Origin of the sequence: Streptomyces sp. NPDC002884, from assembly GCF_040295245.1 — a bacterium.
Classification (GTDB): Bacteria; Actinomycetota; Actinomycetes; order Streptomycetales; family Streptomycetaceae; genus Streptomyces.
Genome location: NZ_JBEOVB010000049.1, coordinates 12,836 through 39,780, shown reverse-complemented (window position 1 = coordinate 39,780; position 26,945 = coordinate 12,836). Strand labels below are relative to the sequence as shown.

Here is a 26,945-nt window from a genome sequence, read left to right as displayed (position 1 = left end):
CCCGCACCCCCCCCCCCCCCCGCCGCGCCCCCCCCCCCCCCCGGCTGCACTTCTTCACCCCTGCGGGGGGGGGGGGGCCCCCCCCGGTGCGGGGGCCCCCCCTCCAGCCGTGTCGCCGTTACTTCTTCTTGTTGGCGCCGCGCTTCTCGCGCACCCGCACCGAGATGTGGATCGGCGTGCCCTCGAAGCCGAACTCCTCGCGCAGACGGCGCTCGATGAAGCGCCGGTAGCCCGCCTCGATGAAGCCGGAGGCGAAGAGGACGAAGCGCGGGGGCTTGGTCCCGGCCTGGGTGCCGAACAGGATGCGCGGCTGCTTGCCGCCCCGGACCGGGTGCGGGTGGGCGGCGACCAGCTCGCCCAGGAAGGCGTTGAGACGGCCCGTCGGGACGCGGGTCTCCCAGCCGGCCAGAGCGGCCTCGATCGCCGGGACCAGCTTCTCCATGTGCCGGCCGGTGCGCGCCGAGACGTTCACCCGGGGCGCCCAGGCGACCTGGGCGAACTCGGTCTCGATCTCCCGCTCCAGGTAGTAGCGGCGCTCCTCGTCGAGGGTGTCCCACTTGTTGTAGGCGATGACGAGGGCGCGGCCCGCGTCGACGGCCATGGTGACGATGCGCTGGTCCTGGACCGAGATGGACTCGGAGGCGTCGATCAGGATGACCGCCACCTCGGCCTTCTCGACGGCGGCCGCGGTGCGCAGCGAGGCGTAGTAGTCGGCGCCCTGCTGGAGGTGGACGCGCTTGCGGATGCCCGCCGTGTCGACGAACTTCCAGGTCACGCCGCCGAGTTCGATCAGCTCGTCGACCGGGTCACGGGTGGTGCCCGCGACCTCGTTGACGACGACCCGATCTTCGTCGGCCACCTTGTTGAGCAGCGAGGACTTGCCGACGTTCGGGCGGCCGATGAGCGCGATGCGGCGCGGCCCGCCGACGGCGGTGCCGAAGGTCTGCGCGGGGGCGTCCGGGAGCGCCTCCAGGACGGCGTCCAGCATGTCGCCGGTGCCGCGGCCGTGCAGAGCGGAGATCGGGTGCGGCTCGCCGAGGCCCAGGGACCACAGGGAGGCCGCGTCGGCCTCGCCGCTCAGACCGTCGACCTTGTTGGCGGCCAGCACGACGGGCTTGCCGGCCTTGCGCAGCAGCCGTACGACCGCCTCGTCGGTGTCGGTGGCGCCGACCTTGGCGTCGACGACGAAGACGACGGCGTCGGCGGCCTCGATCGCGTACTCGGCCTGCGCGGCCACGGAGGCGTCGATCCCGAGGACGTCCTGCTCCCAGCCGCCGGTGTCGACGAGCTTGAAGCGGCGGCCCGCCCACTCGGCCTCGTAGGTGACGCGGTCGCGGGTGACGCCCGGCTTGTCCTCGACGACGGCCTCGCGGCGGCCGATGATCCGGTTCACCAGGGTCGACTTGCCGACGTTCGGGCGGCCGATGACGGCGAGCACCGGCAGTGGCCCGTGCCCGGCGGCCTCGATCGCCCCCTCGACGTCCTCGACGTCGAAGCCCTCGACGGCGGCGAGCTCCATGAACTCCGCGTACTCGGCGTCGCCGAGCGCCCCGTGATCGTGCTCGAAGGCTTCCGAGCCGTCGGGCTGGATGTGGTCGTTCATGAAGTCCGTACCTCGTCGTTCATTCGTGGTGATCGGTGGAGCAGCCGTTTTGTTCTGGTTGATCCACTACTCGGTATTCAGTGTCGCTCAGCGCCCGGTCAGGCGCCTGGCGTTTTCCAGGTGTGCGGCCAGCTGTTTCTGGATGCGTTCGGTCGCCGCGTCCAGCGCTCTGCGGGTACGCAGGCCGCTGCCGTCGCCCGCGTCGAACGGATCGCCGAAGACGACGTCGACCCGGGAGCGCAGCGGAGGCAGTGCCTTTATCAACCGTCCGCGCCGTTCGGAACTTCCCAGCACGGCGACGGGCACGATCGGGGCCCCGCCGCGCACCGCGAAGTACGCGAGCCCGGCACGCAGGGCGGCGAAGTCGCCCTCGCCACGGGTGCCCTCGGGAAAGATCCCGAGGACCCCGCCGTTCTCCAGCACGCCCAGCGCACGGGTGATCGCCGTCCGGTCGGTGGTGTCCCGGTCGACCTTGAGCTGGCCGATGGCGGTCAGGAACGGGTCGAGGGGGCCGATGAACGCTTCCTTCTTGATCAGGAAGTGCGTCGGCCGGGGCGCCACGCCCATCACCATCGGGCCGTCGACGTTGTGCGAGTGGTTGATCGCGAAGATCAGCGGGCCGCTCGCCGGCACCTTCCAGGCGCCCAGCACCCGCGGCTTGAACAGCCCGTACATCAGGCCGACGCCGATGCGCCGCCCGACCTCGGCGCCCTTCCCGGAGGGCGTGGACCCGGCAGTCACTTCGCGGCCCGCTTCTCCTCGACGAGGGTGACGACGCACTCGATGACCTGGGCCAGCGTCAGCGCGGTGGTGTCGACCTCGACGGCGTCGTCCGCCTTGGCGAGCGGAGAGGTCTTGCGGGACGAGTCGGCCGCGTCCCGCTTGATCAGCGCCTCCCGGGTGCTCTGGACGTCCGCGCCCTTCAGCTCGCCGCTGCGCCGGGCGGCACGGGCCTCCGGGGAGGCGGTGAGGAAGACCTTCAGGTCGGCGTCGGGCAGCACGGTCGTACCGATGTCACGGCCCTCGACGACGATCCCCGTCCCGGTGCCGGCCGCCAGCGAGCGCTGGAGCTCGGTGATCCGGGCCCGCACCTCGGGTACGGCGCTCACCGCGCTGACCTTGGCGGTGACCTCCTGGGTACGGATCGGGCCGGCCACGTCGACGCCGTCGACCGTGATCGTCGGGGCGGCCGGGTCGGTGCCGGAGAGGATCTCCGGCTTGCCGGCGACGGCGGCGATCGCCGTGGGGTCCTCGATGTCGATCCCGTTGGTCACCATCCACCACGTGATCGCCCGGTACTGGGCGCCGGTGTCCAGGTAGCTCAGCCCGAGCTGGGCGGCCACGGCCTTGGACGTGCTCGACTTGCCCGTGCCCGAGGGGCCGTCGATGGCGACAATCACGGGCTGGGCGGCGCCGTTTTCCACGGGGGGACACCTTCCTGGTGCGAGGCGGTGGATGTGCGGGACGCGAGCGCGCCCCGCACCAGGTTACCGGCCGCGCGTCACTCGTCCGGCCGGTACCTGGTCCGCACCGGGCGCCCGGGCCGCGCGACGCCCCCTACTGCCGGATCGCCCAGCCCCTCTCGCGCAACGCCGAGGACAGCACCACCGCGGACTTCGGCTCGACCATCAGCTGCACCAGACCCGCCTGCTGCCCGGTCGCGTGCTCGATGCGGACGTCCTCGATGTTGACGCCCGCCCGTCCGGCGTCGGCGAAGATGCGGGCCAGCTGGCCGGGCTGGTCGTCGATGAGCACCGCCACCACCTCGTACGCCCGCGGAGCGGCCCCGTGCTTGCCGGGGACCCGGACCTGGCCGGCGTTGCCGCGACGCAGCACGTCCTGGACGCCGTCGGCGCCCTCGCGGCGCTTGTCGTCGTCGGAGGACTGGAGGGCGCGCAGGGACCGGACCGTCTCCTCCAGGTCGGCGGCGACGTCGGTGAGCAGGTCGGCGACCGGTCCCGGGTTCGCGGACAGGATGTCGATCCACATGCCCGGGTCGGAGGCGGCGATCCGGGTGACATCCCTGATGCCCTGCCCGCACAGCCGTACGGCGGCCTCCTCGGCGTGCTCCAGACGCGCCGCGACCATGCTGGAGACCAGGTGCGGCATGTGGGAGACCAGCGCCACCGCGCGGTCGTGGGCGTCCGCGTCCATGACCACCGGGACGGCACGGCAGTGCGAGACCAGCTCCAGGGCCAGGTTCAGCACCTCGGTGTCGGTGTCCCTGGTCGGCGTCAGCACCCAGGGCCGGCCCTCGAAGAGGTCACCGGTCGCGGCCAGCGGCCCGGACTTCTCCCGGCCGGACATGGGGTGGGTGCCGATGTACGCCGACAGGTCGAGACCGAGGGCCTGCAGCTCACGGCGCGGCCCGCCCTTCACGCTGGCCACGTCGAGGTAGCCGCGGGCCACCCCGCGGCGCATCGCGTCGGCCAGGACACCGGCCACATGGGCGGGCGGGGCGGCGACGATCGCCAGGTCGACCGGCCCCTCGGGTTCCGCGTCGGTGCCGGCGCCGAGCGCCGCCGCCGTACGGGCCTGCCCGGGGTCGTGGTCGGCGAGGTGGACGACGACCCCGCGCTGGGCGAGGGCCAGCGCGGCGGACGTGCCGATCAGCCCCGTGCCGATGACGAGCGCGGTCCTCACTGGGCGATGTCCCTGCGCAGGGCGGCCGCGGCACCGAGGTAGACGTGGTTGATGTCGGCGCGCGCCGTGTCGGTCTCGACGTGCGCGAGGATGCGCACGACCCGCGGCATGGCGCCGGCGATGTCGAGTTCCTGGGCGCAGATCAGCGGCACGTCGACGATGCCGAGCTTGCGGGCCGCGGCCGCCGGGAAGTCGCTGTGCAGGTCGGGCGTGGCCGTGAACCAGATGCTGATCAGGTCGTCGGCGCCGAGCGAGTTCCGCTCCAGGACGGCGGTGAGCAGGGCTCCGACCTGCTCGTCCATGTGGCCGGCCTCGTCCCGCTCGAGTTGGACGGCTCCCCGGACCGCTCGTACCGCCACGGCGCTGCTCCTTGCTGAAGTACGGACTGCCGACTACGGCTCCTGACGCAGCCAGCCTAGTCAGCCCGCGCCCCCGCGGTGCGTGCCGCCCGCGTGCCGAGACGAGAACGCCCCCGTACGCCCTTTACGGCGGGTACGACCTGCGCTCTCATGGCACTCTGACGGCAGGACACCCGCATCGGGGAAGGCCCGACATGAAGCGTCCAGGACCCCTGCTCACCCTTCTCGCGGGACTGGTGCTCGGCCTGTTCCTGCTGACGCTCAACGCGACGACGGGGACGAAGACCGCCTCGTCCTCGTACGAGGAGAAGTCACCGAGTCCGGCCCCCGCACGGAGCACCGCCTCGACCGCGCCCGCCCCCACCACCCCCGCTCCCTCTCCCTCCGCCTCCCGTGTCCCGGCCGCCGCCGCCGACTACGCCGGGCGCACCGACGACGACGCGGCGGCCGTCGCCGTCTCCGTCAGCGACGGCAAGGCGATCGCCTACTACTGCGACGGCCACACCCAGGAGTCCTGGCTCAAGGGGGACGTCGAGGACGACGGCACGCTGCGGCTCACCGGCAAGGACGGCGCGAGACTCGACGGCACGCTCGAGGACGGCAAGCGGATCGACGGCACGGTCGAGGTGGGCGGCGGGCGGCACGCCTTCTCGGCGGACCGGGCGAAGAAGCCGTCCGGCCTGTGGCGGGCGACGGCCACCGTGCGCTCCGCGAAGATCGACGGCGGCTGGATCGTGCTGAAGGACGGCACCCAGGTCGGCATCCTCACCCGTGACGGCAAGCCCTCCTCCGCGCCCCGCATCGACCCGGAGACCGGCGCGGTGACGGTCGACGGACAGCAGCTCACGGCCCGCCCCGCCACGCCCTGACCCCTTCGAGCAGGGAGCCACCATGACCGTCGACCCGAACGCCGCCACCCAGAGCTTCCCCGGCCCCGATCCCGCCCGGCGCGGCCCGCACCCGGCCCGCTACCTCGTCCCGGCGCTGGTCGCCGCAGCCGTGGCGCTCGCCCTGGGCGTGTACGGCAAGGTCCACGACCCGGCCGGGACGGCCTTCAACCTGGCCGGCTTCAGCAGCACGGGCGCGGTCAAGTCCTGGCTGGCGACGGCCGCGATGTTCTTCGCGCTGGTCCAGCTCGTCTCGGCCTCGATGCTGTACGGCAAGCTGCCGGGGCCCGCCTGGTCGGGCACGCTGCACCGCTGGTCGGGCCGGGCCGCCTTTCTGATCGCGGTCCCGGTTGCGGTGCACTGCCTGTACGCGCTTGGCTATCAGACATACGAAACGCGCGTTATGTGGCACTCCCTCCTGGGTTGCTTCTTCTTCGGCGCATTCAGTGCCAAGATGCTGCTGCTCCGCTCGGAGCGACTGCCGGGGTGGCTCCTGCCGATCGTCGGCGGGCTCGTCTTCGCCGTGCTCACGATCATCTGGCTGACCTCGGCCCTCTGGTTCTTCCGCACTTTCGGAGTGACGACATGACCCTCCCCGCGACACGGCGCACGGTCCTCCTGGCGACGGGCGGCGCGGCAGCCGCGCTCGCCACGGGCTGCGGCGAGTACGGCAACGAGGACGGCTCCTCGTCCGAGCAGTCCCCGAAGGCCTCCGCCGGCCAGGAGCTGGCGAAGACCACGGACATCCCCGTCGGCGGCGGCAAGATCTTCGCGGAGGAGAAGGTCGTCGTCACCCAGCCGACGAAGGACGACTTCAAGGCGTTCTCCGCGATCTGCACCCATCAGGGCTGCACCGTCGGCAGCGTCGCCGACGGCATCATCCACTGCCCCTGTCACAAGAGCGAGTTCCGCATCGCCGACGGCTCGGTGGCCGGCGGCCCGGCGACGAAGCCGCTGCCCGAGGAGCAGATCACCGTCGAGGGCGGCGCGATCAAACTGACCTGAGCCCGAGCCCGGAGCGGGTCACTGGTCCCAGAGCGCCCCGAGGGTCACCAGCTCCCCCTGGTACTCGATCCGGTCCGCCCACGCCGTCGGCCAGGCGTCGGCCCCGGCGTACGCGCCCGCGAAGGCGCCCGCCAGACAGGCGATGGAGTCGGAGTCCCCCGAGGAGCAGGCGGCCCGGCGCAGCACGGTCACCGGCTCGTCGGGGAACAGCAGGAAGCACAGCAGACCGGTCGCCATGGCCTCCTCGGCGATCCATCCCGCCCCCGTGGCCAGGCACGGGTCGTTCTCGGGCGCGGGGTCGCGCAGCGCCTCCCGGAGCCGGTCCAGCACGCCGAGGCACTCGTCCCAGCCGCGCTCGATGAAGTGCTCCGGGGTGGGGTCCTGGCTACGGGTCCACAGGTCGCCGAGCCAGCGGTGGTGGTAGCGGGACCGGTTGTCGACGGCGTAGGCCCTCAGGAGCCCGACCAGGGCCGCCGGCTCGGCGCCCTGGGTGAGCAGCCGTACGGCGTGGGCGGTGAGGTCGGAGGCGGCCAGCGCGGTGGGGTGCCCGTGGGTGAGGGCGGACTGGAGCTGGGCGGCGCCCGCACGCTGCTCCTCGCTGAGCCCGGGAGCGAGCCCGACGGGAGCCACCCGCATGTTGGCGCCACAGCCCTTGGAACCGATCTGGCTGGCGTCCTGCCAGCCGCGATTCTCGTCCTTGAGCAGGTTGCACGCCGTCAGGCAGGTCCGCCCCGGGGCCCGGTTGTTGTCCGGCGACTGGTACCAGTCCACGAACTCCGCGCGCAGCGGGCGCGCGAGCGCCGTCGGCACGAGCAGCCCCCGGTCCATGGCGGTCCGCATGGCCCGCCCCACGGCGAGGGTCATCTGGGTGTCGTCGGACACGAAAGCGCGCTTCGGCAGTTCCATCTCCCGCCAGGGCCCGCACTTGGCGAGGATCGACGGAACGTCGTTGAACTCGGTCGGAAACCCGAGCGCGTCCCCCAGCGCGAGTCCCAGCAGGGACCCGGTGGCGCGCTTCCTGACGGTGGTCGAGGTGGTCATGCGGATCGTCCTTCCCGGGGCGGTCGCAGCAGGGGCGGGTGGAGCGCGGTGGCGGCGCCCGCACGGTAGAGGGCGGCGGGCTTGCCGCGGCCGCCGGTGAGGCGCGCGCCACCGGGCACGGGCTCGACGAAGCCCGGGGTGGCGAGCACCTTGCGACGGAAGTTGGGCCGGTCGAGGCCGGTCCCCCACACCGTCTCGTAGACCTGCTGGAGCTCGCCGAGGGTGAACTCGGGCGGGCAGAAGGCCGTGGCGAGGCAGGTGTACTCGAGTTTGGCGCCGACCCGGTCGTGCGCGTCGGCCATGATCCGGTCGTGGTCGAAGGCGAGCGGTTTCGCCTCGTCGTACGGCAGCCAGCGGGCCTGGGCCGCGTCGCCGCCGCCGGTCGGCTCGGGGGCGTCGGGCAGCAGCGCGGCGTAGGCGACGGAGACGACCCGCATCCGGGGGTCGCGGTCGGGTTCGCTGTAGGTGCGCAGCTGCTCGAGGTGCAGCCCGGAGACGTCCTTCAGACCGGTCTCCTCGGCGAGTTCCCGCCGGGCGGCCGTCTCCGCGGACTCGTCCGGCCGCACGAAGCCCCCCGGCAGCGCCCACCGGCCGGCGTACGGCTCCTGGCCGCGCTCGACGAGCAGGACGTGCAGCGTGCCCGCGCGGAGCGTGAGGACGGCGAGGTCGACGGTGACGGCGAAGGGTTCGTGGGCGTACTTGTCGTAACCCCGCACGACGAACACCCCCTTTTAATAGTCACCACGACTATAAAAAGGGGGTGCGGTCACACACAAGCCCTGGGAGCCCCAGGAGTCCTTAAAGCTCGACTTCCTTCATCAGCATGCCGACCTCGGTGTTGGACAGCCGCCGCAGCCAGCCCGACTTCTGGTCGCCCAGGGTGATCGGACCGAAGGAGACGCGGACCAGCTTGTCGACCGGGAAGCCGGCCTCCGCCAGCATCCGGCGCACGATGTGCTTGCGGCCCTCGTGCAGGGTCACCTCGACCAGGTAGTTCTTACCGGTCTGCTCGACGACCCGGAAGTGGTCCGCCTTCGCGTACCCGTCCTCCAGCTGGATGCCGTCCTTCAGCCGCTTGCCCAGGTCACGCGGGATGGGACCCACGATGTGCGCGAGGTAGACCTTCTTCACGCCGTACTTGGGGTGGGTCAGCCGGTGGGCCAGCTCGCCGTGGTTGGTGAGCAGGATGACGCCCTCGGTCTCGGTGTCCAGCCGCCCGACGTGGAACAGCCGCGTCTCGCGGTTGGTCACGTAGTCGCCGAGGCACTGACGGCCCTCGGTGTCCTCCATCGTGGAGACGACGCCGGCCGGCTTGTTCAGCGAGAAGAACTGGTACGACTGCGTGGCGACCGTCAGGCCGTCCACCTTGACCTCGTCGTTCTCCGGGTCGACCCGCTTGCCCTGCTCCAGGACGATCTCGCCGTTGACCTCGACCCGCGCCTGCTCGATCAGCTCCTCGCAGGCACGCCGGGAGCCGTAGCCCGCGCGCGCCAGGACCTTCTGAAGCCGCTCGCCCTCCTGCTCGGCGCCCGGGAAGGTCTTGGGCAGCTTGACGTCCTTCTTCTCGGCGTACCGGTCCCGGTTGCGCTCCTCGGCCCGCGTCTCGTACTCGCGGGAGCGCGCCGGCTCCGTGCGTCCGCCGCGCTGCTGGCCCTGCCGGGGGCCGCCCTTGGCGCCGCCCCGGGCCGCGCCGCCGCGCCCGGCCTTCGGGCCCTCATGGGTGGCGCCGGGGCCCACGTCGTAGCGACGCTCCTCGGGACGCGGCTTGCCCGGACGCTTCGGACCGTCGTCGCGGCCTCCCGCGCCCGTCGGCCTGTCGTCACGGCCTCCCGTGCCGCCCCGCGACCGCTCGTCGCGGCCTCCGGAGCCGCCCCGCGACCGCTCGTCACGGCCTCCGGAGCCGCCCCTGCGGTCGTCGCGGCCTCCCGAGCCGCCCCTCGGCTGGGAACCGCCCCCGCCGGTCCCCCGGGGCTTGCCGCGCCCGTTGTTCCTGCCACTGCCGCTGCCACTGCTTCGCATCAAAGTTCCGTCGTCGTCGTGTCGTCTGCATCTGCATCCGGTGCGTCCGGATCGAACGACGGGACCCCTTCCAGCATCTCGGCCTCGATCGCCTCCGCCTCGGGGAGAAAGGGCGCGAGCTCCGGGAGCTCGTCCAGACCGCGCAGGCCCATCCGCTCCAGAAAGTAGTTCGTCGTCACGTACAGGATCGCACCTGTTTCGGGTTCCGCGCCCGCCTCCTCGACCAGACCGCGCTGGAGGAGGGTGCGCATCACGCCGTCGCAGTTCACTCCGCGCACCGCGGAGACCCTGCTGCGGCTGACCGGCTGGCGGTACGCGACGACCGCCAGGGTCTCCAGCGCCGCCTGGGTGAGCCGGGCCTGCTGCCCGTCCAGCACGAAGCCCTCGACGGCCGCCGCGTACTCGGGCCGGGTGTAGAACCGCCAGCCGCCCGCGATGAGCCTGAGCTCGAAGCCACGCCCCTGCACGGTGTACTCGTCGGCCAGCTCGCGCAGCGCGTCCGCGATCCTGCGCCGGGGCCGCTGGAGGATCTTCGCGAGGTGCTCCTCGGTCGCGGGCTCGTCGACGACCATCAGGACGGCCTCCAGGGCCGGCTTGAGATCGAGTGCGGCGACGCTCTCCTCGGTCACGTCTTCGTCTCCTTCTCCGGATCCTCCGGCGGCCGGTCGAACTCGTCCGTGACCACCGGCTGCGCGTCCCCGTCCCCGCCGGTCCAGCGCACCAGCAGCTCACCGAGCGCGGTCTCCTGGTCGAGCTCGACCGCCTTCTCCCGGTACAGCTCGAGGAGCGCCAGGAAACGGGCCACGACGGTGAGGGTGTCCTCGGTGTCCGCCACCAGCGAGGCGAAGCTGGCCTCGCCGAGCTGCCGGAGCCGCGCGACGACGATCCCGGCCTGCTCCTGCACGCTCACCAGCGGCGCGTGGATGTGGTCGATGTACACCTGCGGCTTGGCCCGGGGCTGCATCGCCTTCACCGCGAGCCTCGCGAACCCCTCCGGGCCGATGCTGATGACGACCTCGGGCAGCAGCTCCGCGTGGTGCGGTTCGAGGCCGACGGTACGGGGATAGCGCCGGGCCTCGCTCTCCAGCCGGTGGGTGAAGATGTCGGCGACCCGCTTGTACGCCCGGTACTGGAGCAGCCGGGCGAACAGCAGGTCCCGGGCCTCCAGCAGGGCCAGGTCGGCCTCGTCCTCGACCTCCGCGGCGGGCAGCAGCCGGGCCGCCTTGAGATCGAGCAGCGTGGCGGCCACGACCAGGAACTCGGTCGTCTGGTCCAGGTCCCAGTCGGGCCCCATCGCCCGGATGTGCGCCATGAACTCGTCGGTCACCTTCGACAGCGCGACCTCGGTGACGTCCAGCTTGTGCTTGGAGATCAACTGGAGCAGCAGATCGAAGGGCCCCTCGAAGTTGGCGAGGCGGACCTTGAACACCCCGTCGGGGGCTTCCCGGGACTCGGGAACGGATTCCGGACCCACTGCTTCCGGACGTGCCGGGTCCGGATGCACCGGCTCCGGACGCATTGGTTCCGGACGCGCTGGTTCCGGGGGACCGGATTCCGGTTCTGCGGATTCCGGTACGCCGGGTTCCGGCCGGTCGGGTTCTGATGCTTCGGGTTCCGGTGCTTCGGATTCCGGTGCTTCGGATTCCGGTGCTTCGGGTTCCGGTGCCTCGGGTTCCGGATCGACCGAGTCCGGCACGACGGGGTCCGGCACGACGGGGACCCCTGCGGCCGGGTCCGGGTCGGAGCCGGAGTCCGGGTCCGGCACCCGTGCGGCCGTCTCGGGCGACGGCTCGGCGGGGGCCGGCGACGTCCCGGGCCCCCGCCCCAGCGCACGCCGACGGCCGGCTGCTGCGCCGGGGCCGGGGACGGGAACGTCACTCGAGGTCATGGCCCTCGCAGGCTACCGCTACCGCCCGCGAAGTCGTCGTACGAGGATGCTCGCGTCCCCGCGGCTCTCCAGGTCGGCGAGGACCACGGCGACCGCCTCGCGGACGATGCGCCCCCGGTCCACGGCCAGCCCGTGCTCGCCGCGGAGCACCAGACGGGCATGCTCCAGGTCCATGAGCTCCTCGGCGGAGACATAGACGGTGATCTTCTCGTCGTGCCGCTCCCGGCCACTGGGCCTGCGGGACGGCTGCCGTCCGCGCTTGCGCGACTGGCCGTCGGCAGCGGAGGCAGAACCTTCCTGCGGGCCCTGACGCCGCTCGGAGCGCTCCCCGGGGGCGCCCCGGGTGCGGGACTCCCCGGCGTCGGTCCGACCCGCGTCGGCCGCCACGTGCTCGGCGCCCTCGCCGTCACCGCCCTGTGCGGGCACGGACTGCGGTGCGTCCTGCGCACCGCCGGCCGCGACCCCGTCGCTCTCGCCGGCCGGCGCGGGCACCCGGGCCTCGCCGTTGGCGGGGCGCCGGGGCGCGGACGACTGAAGCGCCATTCCCCCTGTCGTACGGAAGAGTTCGTCGGCCCCCGGCAGACTCACTCGGCGGGACACCGGGCGAGCACCTCCCTGGCGAGCTGACGGTAGGCGGCGGCGCCGACGGAGTTGGAGGCGTACGTGGTGATCGGCTCACCGGCGACCGTGGTCTCCGGGAAGCGGACCGTGCGCCCGATGACCGTGTGGTACACGTGGTCGTCGAAGGCCTCGACGACGCGCGCGAGCACCTCACGGCTGTGCACGGTGCGCGAGTCGTACATCGTGGCGAGGATCCCGTCGAGTTCCAGTTCCGGGTTGAGCCGTTCCTGGACCTTCTCGATGGTCTCGGTCAGCAGCGCCACACCCCGGAGGGCGAAGAACTCGCACTCCAGCGGCACGATCACCTTGTGGGCGGCCGTCAGGGCGTTGACGGTGAGCAGACCGAGCGAGGGCTGACAGTCGATGACGATGTAGTCGTAGTCGTCCATCAGCGGCTTGAGCGCACGCTGGAGCGTGGACTCGCGCGCGACCTCGGAGACCAGCTGGACCTCGGCGGCCGACAGGTCGATGTTGCTGGGCAGCAGGTCCATGTTGGGGACCGCTGTCTTCAGGAGCACCTCGTCCGCCGCCATGCCCCGCTCCATGAGCAGGTTGTAGACGGTGAGGTCGAGCTCCATCGGATTGACGCCTAGACCGACCGACAGCGCGCCCTGCGGGTCGAAGTCCACGAGCAGCACGCGCCGGCCGTACTCCGCGAGCGCGGCACCCAGGTTGATGGTCGACGTCGTCTTGCCCACGCCGCCCTTCTGGTTGCACATCGCGATGATCGTCGCGGGGCCGTGCTGGGTCAGCGGGCCCGGGATCGGGAAGTACGGCAGCGGGCGTCCGGTCGGACCGACGCGCTCACGGCGCTGTCGGGCCGCGTCGGGCGCGAGCGTGGCCGCGTATTCCGGGTCCGGCTCGTACTCGGCATCGGGATCGTAGAAGTGCCCTTCGGGCAGTTCGTCGTAGTCGGCGAAGTGGTTGCGGGGCGCGCCACTTCCGTCGCCGGCCATGGCGTTCACGTAATGGCCATCCATGCTCTGGTGTGCTGACAGAGCCACATGGGGGCTGCGCTGGCTCTGGTGGGCTGCGAAGGTTCGGACAGCGACGGAGCCGACAGCCTCGAGCCCCGCGGAGACCTGGGCCCGCGTCGGCATTCCTGGTTGACCACCCCCGGGAGCAAATGTCGACTCATTCACAAGTCGTCTTACCTCCTTGGTGACCAGGAAACTTCTAGACAAGGTCAGCGTGGCACCATGCCGACGGTTGGCGACTCTATGGCGTGTCGGGCGTCCGCAGCAACACAATCCGCCGGACCCGGCCCGATGTGTCGGCAATGAAACATCCCGCTGTCAAGGGCGTACGACCGTCGCACGGCAGGTTTCGCCGGAGTACGAATCGGTCGAAGCGTTACGTTCGAGGCGAGTTGGCCGAGAGCCGCAAAGTGACCATACACACATCCGGCCGGACCTTGTCGGGCAAGGTCCGGCCGGGTGTGCGGGGTTGACGACCTGTGTTGACGTATCGCCTTTTTCCCCGGGGCGACTTGGTCGGGCGGCTCGGGGCGGCGGCTCAGCCGAGCAGCTGGTCCAGCTCCATGTGCTCCAGGCCGTGCGCCTCCGCGACCTCGCGGTAAACGACCTTGCCGTCATGGGTGTTGAGGCCCTTGGCCAGCGCGGCATCGCGGCGCAGCGCCTCCACCCAGCCCTTGTCGGCGAGTTCGACGATGTAGGGCAGCGTGGCGTTGGTGAGCGCGTAGGTGGAGGTGTTGGGGACCGCGCCGGGCATGTTGGCGACGCAGTAGAAGACCGACTCGTGGACCGGGAAGGTCGGTTCGGCGTGAGTGGTCGGACGGGAGTCCTCGAAGCAGCCGCCCTGGTCGATCGCGATGTCGACAAGAACACTTCCCGGCTTCATCCGGGACACGAGCTCGTTGGTGACCAGCTTGGGAGCCTTGGCGCCCGGGATCAGGACGGCGCCGATGACGAGGTCCGCCTCGAGGCAGGCCTTCTCCAGTTCGAAGGCGTTGGAGACGACCGTCTGGATCTTCGTACCGAAGATCTTGTCGGCCTCCTTGAGCTTGTTGATGTCACGGTCGAGCAGCGTCACGTGGAAGCCCATGCCGATGGCGATCTGCGCCGCGTTCCAGCCGGAGACACCGCCGCCGATGACGACCGCCTTGGCGGCCAGCACGCCCGGCACCCCGCCGGGCAGCACACCGCGGCCGCCGTTGGCGCGCATCAGGTGGTAGGCGCCGACCTGGGGGGCCAGCCGGCCCGCGACCTCGGACATCGGGGCGAGCAGCGGCAGCGCGCGGCTCGGCAGCTCGACGGTCTCGTAGGCGATCGCCGTGGTGCCGGACTCGACGAGGGCGTCCGTGCACTCCTTGGACGCGGCCAGGTGCAGGTAGGTGAAGAGCGTCTGGTCCTTGCGGAGGCGGTGGTACTCCTCGGCGATGGGCTCCTTGACCTTCAGCAGCAGGTCGGCGGTGGCCCACACCTCGTCGGCGGTCTCGAGGATGCGCGCGCCGGCGGCCACGTACTCCTCGTCCGTGATGGACGAGCCGACACCGGCGTTGCGTTCGACGACGACCTGGTGGCCGTGGCGCACCAGTTCGTGCACACCGGCGGGGGTGATGGCCACCCGGAACTCGTTGTTCTTGACCTCGCGGGGGATGCCGACCTTCACGTGGATCACGGTCCTTGGCTCAGTAGATGTGGGGGCACAGCGAAGACATACCCGGAGATAGAGGGCACACCGGGATGCACCGCAGGAGAACGTGCGGCAGAGCCAGTCTAATGAAGGTGTTCCCGCTGTCTAGCCTTTCATTGCATCAATCTTCAGCGGGTGTACTACGGATTTCGCAGGTGTTAGCGCGGTGTTCCAGGAGATCGGACCGTTCTGACCCTGCCTCTGACTCCGATTCCGGCCCTGGCTCCGGCCCGGACTCCGGCCCCGGCTCCGGCGCCGGCTCCGGTCCCGACGTGGGATCCGGCCCGGCTTCCGGCCCGGTTTCCGGCTCGGCCTCCGGGTCCGGCTCCGGATCTCGGTCCGGGAGCTCCTCTCCCAGGATGCGCTCGGCCGCGCCCCGGTGCAGGCCGGCCGCCACCGGGTCGCCGAGCCGCTCCAGGGTGTCCGCCAGCCTCAGCTGCACCGCCGCCTGCAGACGCGTGTCCTCGGCGCGCCGCGCCCACTCCACCGCCTCCTGGCAGGTGCGCAGCGACTCCTCTGGGCGCCCCGCGTACTCCTGGACCCGGGCCAGCTCGCTCAGCGCCCGCGCGTGAGCGCCCACGTCGCCGTTCTTGCGGTGCCCGGCGGCCGCGGCCCGCCAGGCCCGCTGCGCCTCGCCGTAGCGGCCCGCGTAGGTGTGCGCGGTGGCGATCCGGCCGTAGAGCCGGGCGGCGTCCGCGCGCTCGTCGCGGGCCAGCCGCTGGGCCAGGGCCCGTCCGAACCAGTCGGCGGACCGGTCGTAGTCCCCGAGCTCTAGATGGGCGCCGCCTACGGATTCCATCGCGCGCCCGATCGCATACGGGTCGTTCGCCTCGCGTCCGGCGTCCAGCGCGGCCCGATAGCGCACCAGTGCCTCCGCCGTGCGGCCGGTCCTGGCGTCCACGTCGGCGAGGTTCAGCAGGGCGGCGGCCTTCTCGCGGGGCAGGTTCCGGCGCTCGGCCACGTCCAGGACGAGCTGGTGGACGCCGTACAGGTCGGGCGCCGCCGCCTGCGTGCCGAAGTGCGCGACCATGGCCCTGACCAGCTGGGACATCAGCCGGCGGGCCAGGGTGTCCAGCTCGCCGTCGGCGACCGCCAGACGGGCCGAGGCGAGCAGGGCGGGCCGGCGGACCCGCAGCCAGTCGGCGGCCGCGCGGGGGGTGGGGAAGCGCAGGGCGCTGGGCAGGCCCTGGAGCTTCTCGCGGGCCTGGGGGTTGTCGGTCTCGGTGATGGCGCGGCAGGACTGGAGCAGCCGCACCGTCCGCTCCAGCATGCGGGCGCGGGCCAGCTGGAGCTCGGCCGGGCGGTCGTGGGTCTCGGCCGCGGCGCGCAGCAGGGGGTACAGGCAGGCGGGCACCTCGTACTGGGGCAGCGGGGAGTCCACGGTCCGCAGCAGGCCCAGGGCGGCGAGGTCGCCCAGGGTGGTCTGGGCGGCGCCCACCGAGCAGCCGGCGAGCGCCGAGGCGGTGTGCGGGTCGGCGAGGCCGGCCGGGGCCAGGCAGAGCAGTCGCAGTATCCGGGCGGCGGGGGCGGGCAGCGTGGCGTGCACGAGCCGGAAGACCCGGCTGAGCGGGGAGCCCTCGTCGCCCTCCGCGTGGAGCTGCTTGGCGAGGTCGGCGACGGCCGCCTTGGGGCGTGCGGCGAGCCAGCCGCCCGCCAGGTTCAGCGCGGCCGGCTGGCCCTGGCAGGCCTCCACGAGGCCCTCGGCGGACCGCGGGTCGACGGTGATGCGGACCGAGCCGGTGTACCGGCTCAGCAGTTCGAGGGCGGACTTGGTGTCCAGGCCGCCCAGGGTGCAGGGGCGGACGTCCGCGATGCCGGTGAGCGGTCCGGCGGAGACGGCGACGAGGAGGCACTGGGGGGTGTCCGGGAGCAGCGCGTCGACCTGTTCGGCGCCGGCCGCGTCGTCGAGCAGGAGCAGCATGCGGCGCTCGGCGAGGGTCTGGCGCAGGACGGCCGCGAGATCGTCCTCGTCGGCGCCCGGCGGGGTCGGCACGTCCAGTGCGGTGAGCAGTTCACGGGCGGCCCGCTCGACCGGCACGGGGGTGCCGTCGGGCTCGGCGAGGCGGGCGCGCAGGACGCCGTCGCGGTAGCGGTCGGCGACCTGCCTGACGAGTTCCTCGGCGAGCGCCGTGCGCCCGGAGCCGGGCCGGCCGGCGATGAGGAGCACGCGCGCGCGTGGTGCTTTCTTTCCGGAGATGGTGTCCAGCCCCGCGCGCTCGATGTCGGCCCGCAGTTCTTTCAACTCCCGTACCCGGCCCAGGAAATGGCCCTCTGTCGCAGCGTGTCCCGACAGCTGCACGCCGCCTGTGTCCACTGCCTGATCCGTCACGGGCCACACTCCCGTCCCACCGCACGCGCAAGCCCGCCGGGACTCCGGATCGGGCGATTCCAGAGCCTAGTTCACGCTCTGCGACGTTCCGGGTGGAGTACGGCGGGCATCGCCGAGACGTCCCCCGATCGGATCAGCCGATCGTCACACCGGACGGGGGTGGGACGGCCTCGGAAGGGACGGTCTCAGGAGGACGGAGAGGGGCGGAAAGGGGCGGAGAGGGGCGGAGAGGGGCGGAGCGGAGGAGGGCAGAAGAGGGCAGAAGAGGGCGGCGGAGGCGTCACGCCTCGAACGGGCGCGCCGGCCAGGGCGCCCCGGCCGGGCGCAGCGCGTCGAGCCCGTCGCCGGTGCGCGCGGCGACCAGGGAGAGCACACCCACGACGAGGCAGTTGCTGTGCACGTCGCCCGCGAGCACACCCCGGACGAGCTCGTCGACCGGCACCCGCGCGTGCTCCATGTCGGCCTCCTCGTCCTCCACCTCGAAGCGCTCCCCGTCGGCCTCGGACAGGTCGCGGGCCAGGAAGATGCGCACCGACTCGTCACAGCCGCCCGCGGTGGGGTAGACGTCGGTCAGCACCCGCCAGTCCTCGGCCTTGACGTGCGCCTCCTCGTACAGCTCGCGCTGGGCTGCGTGCAGCGGGTTCTCGCCGGGCACGTCGAGCAGACCGGCCGGGATCTCCCACAGCTTCTGCCGCACGGGGTGGCGGTACTGCTTGATGAGCAGGACACGGCCCTCCTCGTCGAGGGCGAGGACGGCCACGGAACCCGGGTGGACCTGGAAGTCCCGGCGCACCACCGATCCGTCGGGCATGACCACCTCGTCCGTGCGGACCGAGGTCTTGTTGCCGACGAACGGGGTCTCGCTCGACCGGATCTCCCACGCCTCGGGGGTGTCCTTGATCGTCATGCCATGCGTCCTTCCACGTGCCACGTGCGCAAACGAAAACCGGGGTGCCCACCCTTGAAGGTTTGCACCCCGGCCACCGTACAACTGGTGTGTTACTTCGAAGTCTTCTCCGCCTCGACGGTCCGCTGGACCGCGGCCTTCACGAGGCCGGCGAACAGCGGGTGCGGACGCGTGGGCCGCGAGCGCAGCTCGGGGTGCGCCTGCGTGGCGACCAGGTACGGGTGGACGTCCCGCGGGTACTCGACGTACTCGACGAGCTTGCCGTCCGGCGAGGTGCCGGAGAACAGGATGCCCGCCTTCTTCTCGAGCTCGGCGCGGTAGGAGTTGTTCACCTCGTAGCGGTGCCGGTGGCGCTCCTCGACGTACTCCTTGCCGTCGTACACCTCGCGGACGATCGAGCCCTCGGCCAGCTTGGCCGGGTACATGCCCAGGCGCATCGTTCCGCCCATGTCGCCCTCGCCGGCCACGATGTCGAGCTGCTCGGCCATGGTCGAGATGACCGGGTGGCCGGTGGCCGGGTCGAACTCGGTGGAGTTGGCGTCACCGATGTCGGCCAGGTTGCGCGCGGCCTCGATCACGATGCACTGCAGGCCCAGGCACAGGCCCAGCAGCGGGATCCTGTTCTCGCGGGCGTAGCGGATCGCGCCGACCTTGCCGAGCACACCGCGGTCGCCGAAGCCGCCCGGGATGCAGATCCCGTCGACGTCCTCGAGCTGCGCCTTGGCGCCCGCCGGGGTCTTGCAGTCGTCCGACGTGACCCACTTGATCTTCACGCGGGCCTTGTTGGCGAAGCCGCCGGCGCGCAGCGCCTCGGTGACCGAGAGATACGCGTCGGGCAGGTCGATGTACTTGCCGACCAGGGCGAGGGTGATCTCGTGGTCGGGGTTGTGGACGCGGTCGAGCAGATCGTCCCAGGTCGTCCAGTCCACATCGCGGAACGGCAGGTCCAGCTTGCGGACGACGTAGGCGTCCAGGCCCTCTCCGTGCACGGTCTTGGGGATGTCGTAGATCGAGCGGGCGTCGGGGCAGGCCACCACCGCGTCCTCGTCGACGTCGCACATCAGCGAGATCTTGCGCTTGATCGCGGTCGGCACCTCGCGGTCGCAGCGCAGCACGATCGCGTCGGGCTGGATACCGATGTTCCGCAGGGCCGCGACCGAGTGCTGGGTCGGCTTGGTCTTCAGCTCACCCGAGGGACCGATGTACGGCAGGAGCGAGATGTGAACCACGAAGACGTTGTCCCGGCCCACCTCGTGACGGACCTGGCGGACCGTCTCCAGGAACGGCAGCGACTCGATGTCGCCGACCGTGCCGCCGACCTCGGTGATCACGACGTCGACCTCGTCCGTGGCCATCCGGCGGATGCGGTGCTTGATCTCGTTGGTGATGTGCGGGATGACCTGCACGGTGTCGCCCAGGTACTCGCCGCGCCGCTCCTTGGCGATCACCGTCGAATAGATCTGGCCTGTAGTGACATTGGCGGAGCCGTCCAAGTCACGATCGAGGAAGCGCTCGTAGTGTCCGATGTCCAGGTCGGTCTCGGCACCGTCGTTGGTGACGAACACCTCACCGTGCTGGAAGGGGTTCATCGTGCCCGGGTCGACGTTCAGGTACGGGTCGAGCTTCTGCATCACGACGCGCAGACCCCGTGCCTTCAGCAGCATGCCGAGGCTGGAGGCCGTCAGGCCCTTGCCGAGCGAGGAGGCGACACCCCCGGTGACGAAGATGTGCTTGGTCGTCGTGGATTTGGGCGTCATGGCCAAGAGGGGGCTCCCGTGGTCGCGATTCGGAGGTGCGGTTCGGGGGCTTCGAGACCACCGGTCCACGGGCTACCAGGGTATCAGCGCCTCAGGGAGATGGCTTCCGGCCACGCTCCGCGCACAGGTCGACACGGGCGGCCCCCGAGCACCGGTTCCTCACCCGTTGCTCACCCGTTCGGCCCACCCGCGTTGTCCGGAGCGGCACGCAGATCATCTACGTGCGTCGTATCCTGCTCGGACACTCGCTGCCGAGCCCGGTCGGCAAGACGGCACACCCCAGTCCGTATCCCCACCGGAACAACGAGAGCTCGTCAGTTCGTTGAGCAGGAATCGGCGTTTTGCCTATATGGCTGAGCGGCTGCTTTGCTTCAGCGCTCAACGACGCATTACAAACGACCCCTTGACCGCACTAGCGACAGCCCCCGTTCCACACGGGGGTGACGTGGCCGTTCGACTGGAGTTGCACGTGGCCGGGCGCATCGAAGATTACGCACTCATCGGAGACATGCAGACCGCCGCGCTGGTCTGCCGGGACGGCACAGTCGACTGGCTGTGCCTGCCCCGCTTCGACTCGCACGCGATCTTCGCAGGACTGCTCGGCACCGAGGAACACGGGTTCTGGCGCCTCGGCCCCGCGCACGCCTCCGACGCGCCCCCGCCGAGCGCGGCCCGGCGCACCTACCGGGGCGACTCGCTCATCCTGGAGTCGGAGTGGGACACCCCGCGCGGCACCGTCCGCGTGACCGATTTCATGCCCCCTCGCGACGGCGCGCCCCAGCTGATCCGGATCGTCGAGGGCGTCTCGGGCCGCGTCCCGATGCGCTCCGCGCTGCGGATGCGGTTCTCCTACGGCCGGGTCGTGCCGTGGGTGCACAAGCACGAGGGCCGCACGGTGGCCGTCGCCGGCCCGGACTCCGTGTGGTTCGACACCGAGTGCGAGACCTACGGCAAGTCGCTGACCACGTACGCGGACTTCACGGTCGCGCCGGGTGACCGGATCGCGTTCACGATCTCGTGGGAGCCCTCGCACAAGGAGCCGCCCGCGCTGCCCGAGCCGGAGCAGTCGCTCCAGGCGACCGAGGACTTCTGGCGCGAGTGGGTCGAGCACTGTACGTACCACGGCCCCTACCGCGAGGCGGTGATCCGCTCGCTGATCACGCTCAAGGCGCTGACCTACGGCCCGACCGGCGGCATCGTCGCCGCGCCCACCACCTCCCTGCCCGAGGACATCGGCGGCGTCCGCAACTGGGACTACCGCTACACCTGGCTGCGCGACGCGGCCATCACCCTGTCCTCGCTGCTGCGCACCGGCTACCGCGAGGAGGCCCGCGCCTGGCGCGAGTGGCTGCTGAGGGCCGTCGCGGGCGACCCCGAGAACCTCCAGATCATGTACGGCATCGCGGGCGAGCGCGAGCTGGGCGAGGCCGAGCTGGACTGGCTGCCCGGCTACGAGAACTCCGGCCCGGTCCGGGTCGGCAACGGCGCCGCGCACCAGCTCCAGCTGGACGTCTACGGCGAGGTCACCGAGGCCCTGCACCTGGGCCACATGACCGGCCTGGCCCGCAACGACTACGCCTCCCTGCTCCAGCTCAAGCTGATCCGCTACCTGGAGCAGCACTGGGACGAGCCGGACGAGGGCATCTGGGAGGTGCGCGGCCCGCGCCGCCACTTCGTGCACTCCAAGGTGATGGCCTGGGTCGCCGTCGACCGCACGATCAAGCTGATCGAGTCCGGCGACGCGGACGGCCCGCTGGAGAAGTGGCGCGAGCTGCGCGACGACATCCACCGGGACGTGTGCGAGAAGGGCTACGACAAGGAACGCAACACCTTCACGCAGTCCTACGGCTCCAAGGAGCTGGACGCGTCCCTGCTGCTCATCCCGCAGATGGGCTTCCTGCCCCCGGACGACAAGCGCGTGATCGGCACCATCGAGGCGATCCAGCGCGAGCTCTCCACCCCGGACGGCTTCATCCTGCGCTACCCCACCTCGGGCGGCGACGAGGGCGTCGACGGCCTGCCCGGTGACGAGGGCGCCTTCCTGGCCTGCTCGTTCTGGATGGCGGACGACCTCGCGATGATCGGCCGGGTGGACGAGGCCCGCAAGCTGTTCGAGAAGCTGCTGTCCCTGCGCAACGACCTCGGTCTGCTCGCCGAGGAGTGGGACCCTCGCCTCCAGCGTCAGGTCGGCAACTTCCCGCAGGCCTTCAGCCACGTCCCGCTGATCGACACGGCCCTGCGCCTGACGGCGTCGGGGGCGTACGGCGGCTGAGCGCCCGCGCCGGGGTCTTACCAACCGGTGACGCGCGGCCGCCGAACAGGACCGGGCGGCCGCGCACGCCTACGCTGGAGCCATCTGCCCCTGCACGGAAGGGGGCGCCTCATGGCCTCCCCATCGAAGGCGGGCGCGGCCCTCGCCGCGCTGCGCGAGGAACTGGTCGGCGACGTGTTCGCCCCGGAGGATCCGGGTTACGACGAGGCCCGGGCCGTCTTCAACTCGATGATCGACCGCCGGCCCGCGGTGATCGCCCAGTGCGTGGACGAGTCCGACGTCGTGCGGTCGGTGCGCTTCGCCCGTGATCTGGACCTGCCCGTCGCGGTGCGCGGCGGCGGACACAGCGTCGCGGGCATGGCACTGGGCGACGGGGCCCTGGTGGTGGACCTGCGCCATATGCGCGCGGTCACCGTCGATCCCGCCGCCGAGGCGGTACGGGTCGCGGGCGGGGCCACGATGAGCGACCTGGACCGCGCCTGCCAGCCCCACGGACTCGCCACGACCGGCGGACGGGCCTCCACGACCGGCGTCGGCGGCTTCGTCCTCGGCGGCGGCACCGGCTGGCTGGACCGCCGGTACGGGCTGGCCGTCGACAACCTGCTCGGCGTCGAGCTGGTCACCGCCGAGGGCCACCGCGTGCACGCGAACGCCGACGAGAGCCCGGACCTGTTCTGGGCGCTGCACGGCGGCGGCGGCAACTTCGGGATCGCCACCGCGCTCACCCTGAAGCTGCACGAGCTGCCCGAGTTCTCCATCGCGCTGCTGCTGTACCTGCCCGAGTTCGGCGCCGAGGTCACCCGCACCTTCCGGGACGTGATCACGGCCGGCCCGGACGAGGCGGGCGGCGCCGTCATCTACCTCTCCGGGCCGCCGGAGGAGTTCGTCCCACCGCACCTGATCGGTTCGCTGCTGTGCGGGGTGCTGCTGACGTACGCGGGCCCCGAGGCGGACATGCGCAAGCTCGCCGAACCGCTGCTGGCGCTGCCGCACGCGACCGAGGTCGTCGGCGCGATGCCGTACGCCGACGTCCAGTGCATGATCGACGATCCGCCCGGGATGCGGAACTACTGGTCCGCGGAGTATCTGACGGGCGCCCCGGACGACTTCGTGGACGTGTACTGCGCCCGCGGCCGGGCCATGCCGGTGCCGACGGGCACGATGCACGCGCTGTTCCCGCAGGGCGGCGCGATCGCCGCCGGCCCGCACGAGTACCCGGTGCCCTACCGCGACGCGCCCTGGGGTGTGCACCCCTTCGGCCTGTGGGAGGACCCGGCCGACGACGAGCGGTGCGTCCAGTGGGTCCGGGACGTCCGGGCCGACGTACAGCCGTGGAGCACGGGCGCGGTCTACCTCAACTTCATCGGCGACGAGGGTGCCGACCGGGTCGTGGCGGGCGTGGGCGAGGCGAACGCCCGGCGGCTGGGGGACGTGAAACGGCGGTACGACCCCGACAACGTCTTCCGCTTCAACCACAACATCAAGCCGACCTGAGAGCCGTCGGTCCGAGCGTCGAAACGAGTGTTCCGGGCGTCGGTCCGGGCCGTCAGCCCTGCTGGAGCGCCGCCAGCGCCGTCAGTGTCCGCTCCCCCGCCGGATCGGCCGCCGTCGCCGGGACGAGCGCGATCTCGTCGAGTCCCGCCGCCGCGTAGGCGTCGATCCGGGCCCGCACGGCGTCCGGGCTGCCGACCAGGCCGACGGTGGCCGCGGCCGCCGCCAGGGCGCGGACCAGCGCGGCACGGTCGGCGCCGCCCGCGGCGAGCTCGACGGCCGCCCCGAAACCGGCCTCGGCGAGCGCCGCGACCCGCAGCGGTTCGTCGAACGGGCTGTCGTCCTCACGGGCCACGGCCACCACGCTGAAGTCCATGGCCCGCCGCTACCCGGCGACGGCCGGCCCACGCGGGCACGGAGATGTCACCGGCACGTCCGCGCAGGTAGCGTCCGCTGCATGGACAGCCGCACGGACCACCGATTCGACAGCCAGAGCGCCGGCATCACCGTGCGGCGCGCGCTGGAGCTGCCCGGCCTGCGCAGCGGGCTCCCCGAGATCCTCGCGGGCGCCGACCGGCTGGGCCGCACGGTGCGCTGGGTGCACGCGGGCGAGGTCCCGAACATCGCCTCGCTGCTCAAGGGCGGCGAGCTGCTGCTGACCACCGGCTACGGCCTCGGCACCCGTCCGGCGGAGCAGCGGGTGTTCGTCCGCACCCTGGCCGAGCGAGGCATCGCGGCCCTGGTGATCGAGCTGGGCCCGCGCTTCGCCCGGCTGCCCGCGGCCCTGGTCGAGACGGCGCGCGCGACCGGGCTCCCGCTGGTCCAACTGCACCGTGAGGTGCCGTTCGTGACGGTCACGGAGGAGATCCACACCGAGATCGTCAACGGGCACTACGCACTGCTCCAGCAGGCCGAGGAAGTGCACCGGCGCTGCACGGAGGCGCTGCTCGGCGGGGGCGGGATACCACAGGTCCTGGGCATCCTGGCGGACTTCAGCGGCAACCCCGTCTTCCTGGAGACGACCGAGGGACAGCTCCTGTACGCCGCCGGGGCCGGGCCCGAGGGCGCGGACCCGCTCCAGGTGTGGGAGGGCCTGCGCGGGCCGCACAAGGAGGCGCCGCCGCCCGCGGGCTCGGTGCTGGTGGACGTGCCCGGGGGCGGGCCGGGGGCGGGTTCGGTGCGCGCCCGGCTCGTGCTGCTGCCCGTGCGCGCCCCTCTCGCACCGGTGCACCGGATCGCCGCCGACCGGGCGGCCGGGATCCTGGCCGTGGTGCTGATGCAGGCCCGCCAGGAGGAGGAGCTCGCGGCACGCGGCCGGGGCGACTTCCTCACCGACCTCGCCGAGGGCCGGATCGCCGCGGAGGACGCTCCGGCGCAGGCGCGCGTCCTCGGCTTCAAGCCCGGCACCAGTCCGCTGCTCCCGGTCGTCATGCGGCTGGGCGACGGCCTCTCCCCCGGCGGGGGCTGGGCGGTGCTGGCACGGGCGGTCGCGGAGGAGCTGGCGTCGGTCGGTGTGCCGGTGCTGCTGGGCGTGCGGCCGGTGGAGGGGCGGGTGCCGCTGCTGCTGGGCCTGCGCTCGGAGTCAGAGCGCTCGGCGGTGGCGGACCGGGTGGCGGCGGCACTGCGGGCCGGGGTGGAACGGGCCGGGATGCAGCGGCCGGGGGCCCAGCCGCCGGTGGTGGTGGTCGGGGTGGCGGGCGGCTGGGCGGCCGCGTCGGCGGGCCTCAGACACGCGGCGGAGACGGCGACCGCCGCGCAGGGGCTGCCGGACCGCCCCTGGTACGACGCCCGCCGCCTGGACATCGACCTCCTGTTGTGGCGGCTGCGCGACCAGCCCGACCTGGCGGCCTTCGTGGAGCGCGCGATCGGCCCGGTCCGCGACCACGACCACCGCTCCAAGCCGCCCCTGCTGCCCACCCTGGAGACCTATCTGGCGCACGCCGGCCGCAAGGCGGAGACGGCCCGCGAGCTGCATCTGAACCGCCAGACGCTGTACAACCGCCTCGCCCGCATCGGCGAGTTGCTCGGCACCGACCTCGACGACCCGCAGACGGTCCTGGCGTTGAGCCTGGCGCTGCGGGCGCGGCGGCACGTGGCGTAGGGCTCAGATCATCGGCTGGGGCTGTGTCAGCTCGTCGTAGACGCTGAGGACCTGGGCGACGGTCTCGTCCTCGGTGGGCCAGCCCGCCGCCTGCCGGGTACCCAGGTCCCGCAGGGTCGCGGCCCGCCCGGGATCGTCGAGGAGGCGTACGACGGCTGCGGCGAAGGCCGCCGGATCGTGCGGCGGGACCAGTTCGGCCGCGTCGCCGACGAGTTCGCGGACACCCCCGGTCAGGGTGGCGACGAGCGGTACGCGCGCGTGCAGGGCCTCCTGGGCCAGGACCGACCGGGACTCCCCGCCGCCGGGCAGCAGCGCGAGGTCGGCGGCGGCGAGCAGTTCGCTCACGTCGTCGCGGCGCCCCAGCAGCCGGACCGGCAGCTCCTCGTCCTCGATGCGGCGCTGGAGCTCCGCCCGCCGCGGCCCCTCCCCCGCCAGCACGACCAGCGGCACGGGGTCGAGCCCGCGCCAGAGCCGCGCGGCGTCCAACAGCAGTCCGTGACCGCGGTGGCCGTCCAGGGAACCCGCGGCCACGAACAACGGGCGTCCCATGGCGCCGAGTTCGGCCCGCAGCTTCGAGGGTGGCGGTTCGGACTCCTCGTTGCCCTCGGTGCGGTGGGGCCGGGCCAGTGCCACGGCGGCAAGCCGTGCGTCGCGCGCACCGGTCCTGCGGGCCCGGTCGACGAGGTCGGAGGTGGTGCCGAGGACCACGGTGGCCGTCCTCGCGACCCGGCGTTCCAGCAGCCGCAGCAGATGGGCGCGGGCCCCCTCGGCGTGCGCGCGGTTGTGCCAGGTGACGATGAGCGGGGTGCGCCGGCCGCTGAGCGCGAGGACGGCCCGGAACGAGGCGTGCAGTCCGTGCGCGTGGACGAGATCGGCGTCCGTGCAGGCCGCCCGGAGCGCCGCCACGGACCCCGGATCGCTGCTGCGCGGCACGTGCACGTGTTCGGCTCCGGCGCCCGTGAAGTCGTAGGTGTCATCCGCCTCGCCGGGGGCGCACACCGTCACTCGCACGCCCCGCGCGACGAGCCCCGCGGCCAGGGATCGCACGTGTGCGCTGCTGCCGGCGTTGCCGCCGCCCAGCACCTGCACGGTGCGCAGCGACGACTGACCGTGCGGTGAGTGGCTGCTCACGTGGCCGGGGCTCCTGGTTCAGCGTCGGACGGTCACGAAGAAACGTACAGAAGGACCGGGCGGAGGGGTGGACCGCTGGCGTTCCTCCACGTACTACGCCCAAGGATGCCAGCACGTACGGGTGTTCCGTGCCGCCGAGCGCCCTGACACCCGGTCACAGCGCCCCCCGCATCACCCACACGGGTGAGAGAAATCGGGGTTCCGTTCGATTACCCGAATGCCGACCCCGCCGCCTC

General features: G+C 72.2%; 24 protein-coding genes. 6 read left to right on the top strand and 18 right to left on the bottom strand.

The window, feature by feature from the left end:
* Nucleotides 1–118: 118 nt before the first annotated feature.
* From der to aroH, 5 genes are all read right to left on the bottom strand, one after another.
* Nucleotides 119–1,603 (bottom strand): ribosome biogenesis GTPase Der, encoded by a 1,485-nt coding sequence (gene der / locus ABT070_RS42685; RefSeq protein WP_351768373.1) that lies wholly within the window; start codon nt 1,601–1,603, stop codon nt 119–121.
* A gap of 87 nt (nt 1,604–1,690) precedes the next feature.
* On the bottom strand, nt 1,691–2,278 hold the full coding sequence (locus tag ABT070_RS42680; protein ID WP_351768376.1) for a lysophospholipid acyltransferase family protein: 588 nt from the start codon (nt 2,276–2,278) through the stop codon (nt 1,691–1,693).
* Between the two features lie 62 nt (nt 2,279–2,340).
* Nucleotides 2,341–3,027, bottom strand: coding sequence for a (d)CMP kinase (cmk, locus tag ABT070_RS42675; protein ID WP_351768372.1), 687 nt, complete (start codon nt 3,025–3,027; stop codon nt 2,341–2,343).
* 133 nt (nt 3,028–3,160) lie between these two features.
* Nucleotides 3,161–4,246 carry a prephenate dehydrogenase gene (locus ABT070_RS42670; RefSeq protein WP_351768371.1) on the bottom strand — a complete coding sequence of 362 codons (1,086 nt, stop codon included), beginning with the start codon at nt 4,244–4,246 and terminating at the stop codon, nt 3,161–3,163.
* Nucleotides 4,243–4,605 (bottom strand): chorismate mutase, encoded by a 363-nt coding sequence (gene aroH, locus ABT070_RS42665; protein ID WP_351768370.1) that lies wholly within the window; start codon nt 4,603–4,605, stop codon nt 4,243–4,245. Before aroH ends, ABT070_RS42670 begins: the two co-directional genes overlap by 4 nt.
* A gap of 194 nt (nt 4,606–4,799) precedes the next feature.
* Between aroH and ABT070_RS42660 the strand changes: the two genes are divergently transcribed.
* Genes ABT070_RS42660 through ABT070_RS42650 form a run of 3 tightly spaced genes read left to right on the top strand, consistent with a single transcriptional unit; the run spans nt 4,800 to nt 6,497 of the window.
* Entirely contained in the window at nt 4,800–5,474 is a 675-nt protein-coding gene (locus tag ABT070_RS42660; protein ID WP_351768369.1) for a hypothetical protein, read from the top strand.
* A 22-nt stretch (nt 5,475–5,496) separates the two neighbouring features.
* On the top strand, nt 5,497–6,081 hold the full coding sequence (locus ABT070_RS42655; protein WP_351768368.1) for a DUF6529 family protein: 585 nt from the start codon (nt 5,497–5,499) through the stop codon (nt 6,079–6,081).
* Nucleotides 6,078–6,497, top strand: coding sequence for a Rieske (2Fe-2S) protein (locus tag ABT070_RS42650; RefSeq protein WP_351768367.1), 420 nt, complete (start codon nt 6,078–6,080; stop codon nt 6,495–6,497). Before ABT070_RS42655 ends, ABT070_RS42650 begins: the two co-directional genes overlap by 4 nt.
* Before the next feature lie 18 nt (nt 6,498–6,515).
* Here ABT070_RS42650 and ABT070_RS42645 read toward each other — a convergent pair whose 3' ends face one another.
* From ABT070_RS42645 to pyrG, 11 genes are all read right to left on the bottom strand, one after another.
* Complete coding sequence (locus tag ABT070_RS42645; protein ID WP_351768366.1) at nt 6,516–7,538, bottom strand: ADP-ribosylglycohydrolase family protein; 1,023 nt, start codon at nt 7,536–7,538, stop codon at nt 6,516–6,518.
* Complete coding sequence (locus ABT070_RS42640; RefSeq protein ID WP_351768365.1) at nt 7,535–8,263, bottom strand: NUDIX hydrolase; 729 nt, start codon at nt 8,261–8,263, stop codon at nt 7,535–7,537. The genes ABT070_RS42645 and ABT070_RS42640 overlap by 4 nt, the downstream gene beginning before the upstream one ends.
* Before the next feature lie 73 nt (nt 8,264–8,336).
* Nucleotides 8,337–9,557 carry a pseudouridine synthase gene (locus ABT070_RS42635; protein WP_351768364.1) on the bottom strand — a complete coding sequence of 407 codons (1,221 nt, stop codon included), beginning with the start codon at nt 9,555–9,557 and terminating at the stop codon, nt 8,337–8,339.
* Nucleotides 9,557–10,129: an SMC-Scp complex subunit ScpB gene (gene scpB / locus ABT070_RS42630; RefSeq protein WP_323178983.1), complete on the bottom strand. Its 573-nt coding sequence runs from the start codon at nt 10,127–10,129 to the stop codon at nt 9,557–9,559. The genes ABT070_RS42635 and scpB overlap by 1 nt, the downstream gene beginning before the upstream one ends.
* A gap of 53 nt (nt 10,130–10,182) precedes the next feature.
* On the bottom strand, nt 10,183–11,445 hold the full coding sequence (locus ABT070_RS42625) for a segregation and condensation protein A (protein ID WP_351768363.1): 1,263 nt from the start codon (nt 11,443–11,445) through the stop codon (nt 10,183–10,185).
* Nucleotides 11,446–11,463: 18 nt separating this feature from the next.
* Nucleotides 11,464–12,045 (bottom strand): hypothetical protein, encoded by a 582-nt coding sequence (locus tag ABT070_RS42620; RefSeq protein ID WP_351768362.1) that lies wholly within the window; start codon nt 12,043–12,045, stop codon nt 11,464–11,466.
* Complete coding sequence (locus tag ABT070_RS42615; protein WP_351768361.1) at nt 12,030–13,166, bottom strand: ParA family protein; 1,137 nt, start codon at nt 13,164–13,166, stop codon at nt 12,030–12,032. The genes ABT070_RS42620 and ABT070_RS42615 overlap by 16 nt, the downstream gene beginning before the upstream one ends.
* 415 nt (nt 13,167–13,581) lie before the next feature.
* Nucleotides 13,582–14,706 carry an alanine dehydrogenase gene (gene ald, locus ABT070_RS42610; protein WP_351768360.1) on the bottom strand — a complete coding sequence of 375 codons (1,125 nt, stop codon included), beginning with the start codon at nt 14,704–14,706 and terminating at the stop codon, nt 13,582–13,584.
* A gap of 136 nt (nt 14,707–14,842) precedes the next feature.
* Nucleotides 14,843–17,050 (bottom strand): tetratricopeptide repeat protein, encoded by a 2,208-nt coding sequence (locus tag ABT070_RS42605; RefSeq protein ID WP_351768359.1) that lies wholly within the window; start codon nt 17,048–17,050, stop codon nt 14,843–14,845.
* A 280-nt stretch (nt 17,051–17,330) separates the two neighbouring features.
* Complete coding sequence (locus tag ABT070_RS42600) at nt 17,331–17,957, bottom strand: NUDIX domain-containing protein (RefSeq protein ID WP_351768358.1); 627 nt, start codon at nt 17,955–17,957, stop codon at nt 17,331–17,333.
* 92 nt (nt 17,958–18,049) lie between these two features.
* Nucleotides 18,050–19,714, bottom strand: a complete 1,665-nt coding sequence (gene pyrG, locus ABT070_RS42595; protein ID WP_351768357.1) for a CTP synthase — start codon at nt 19,712–19,714, stop codon at nt 18,050–18,052.
* Nucleotides 19,715–20,183: 469 nt separating this feature from the next.
* On the opposite strand from pyrG, the gene ABT070_RS42590 reads away from it, so the two are divergent.
* Complete coding sequence (locus tag ABT070_RS42590; RefSeq protein ID WP_057602024.1) at nt 20,184–21,986, top strand: glycoside hydrolase family 15 protein; 1,803 nt, start codon at nt 20,184–20,186, stop codon at nt 21,984–21,986.
* A gap of 111 nt (nt 21,987–22,097) precedes the next feature.
* Nucleotides 22,098–23,480: an FAD-binding oxidoreductase gene (locus tag ABT070_RS42585; RefSeq protein ID WP_351768356.1), complete on the top strand. Its 1,383-nt coding sequence runs from the start codon at nt 22,098–22,100 to the stop codon at nt 23,478–23,480.
* A 52-nt stretch (nt 23,481–23,532) separates the two neighbouring features.
* On the opposite strand, the gene ABT070_RS42580 is transcribed toward ABT070_RS42585, so the two are convergent.
* Entirely contained in the window at nt 23,533–23,853 is a 321-nt protein-coding gene (locus tag ABT070_RS42580; protein ID WP_351768355.1) for a hypothetical protein, read from the bottom strand.
* 81 nt (nt 23,854–23,934) lie between these two features.
* On the opposite strand from ABT070_RS42580, the gene ABT070_RS42575 reads away from it, so the two are divergent.
* Nucleotides 23,935–25,578 carry a PucR family transcriptional regulator gene (locus ABT070_RS42575; protein WP_351768354.1) on the top strand — a complete coding sequence of 548 codons (1,644 nt, stop codon included), beginning with the start codon at nt 23,935–23,937 and terminating at the stop codon, nt 25,576–25,578.
* A gap of 3 nt (nt 25,579–25,581) precedes the next feature.
* Here the strand turns inward: ABT070_RS42575 and ABT070_RS42570 are convergent, their stop codons facing one another.
* Nucleotides 25,582–26,709, bottom strand: a complete 1,128-nt coding sequence (locus ABT070_RS42570; protein WP_351768353.1) for a glycosyltransferase family 4 protein — start codon at nt 26,707–26,709, stop codon at nt 25,582–25,584.
* Nucleotides 26,710–26,945 lie beyond the last annotated feature (236 nt).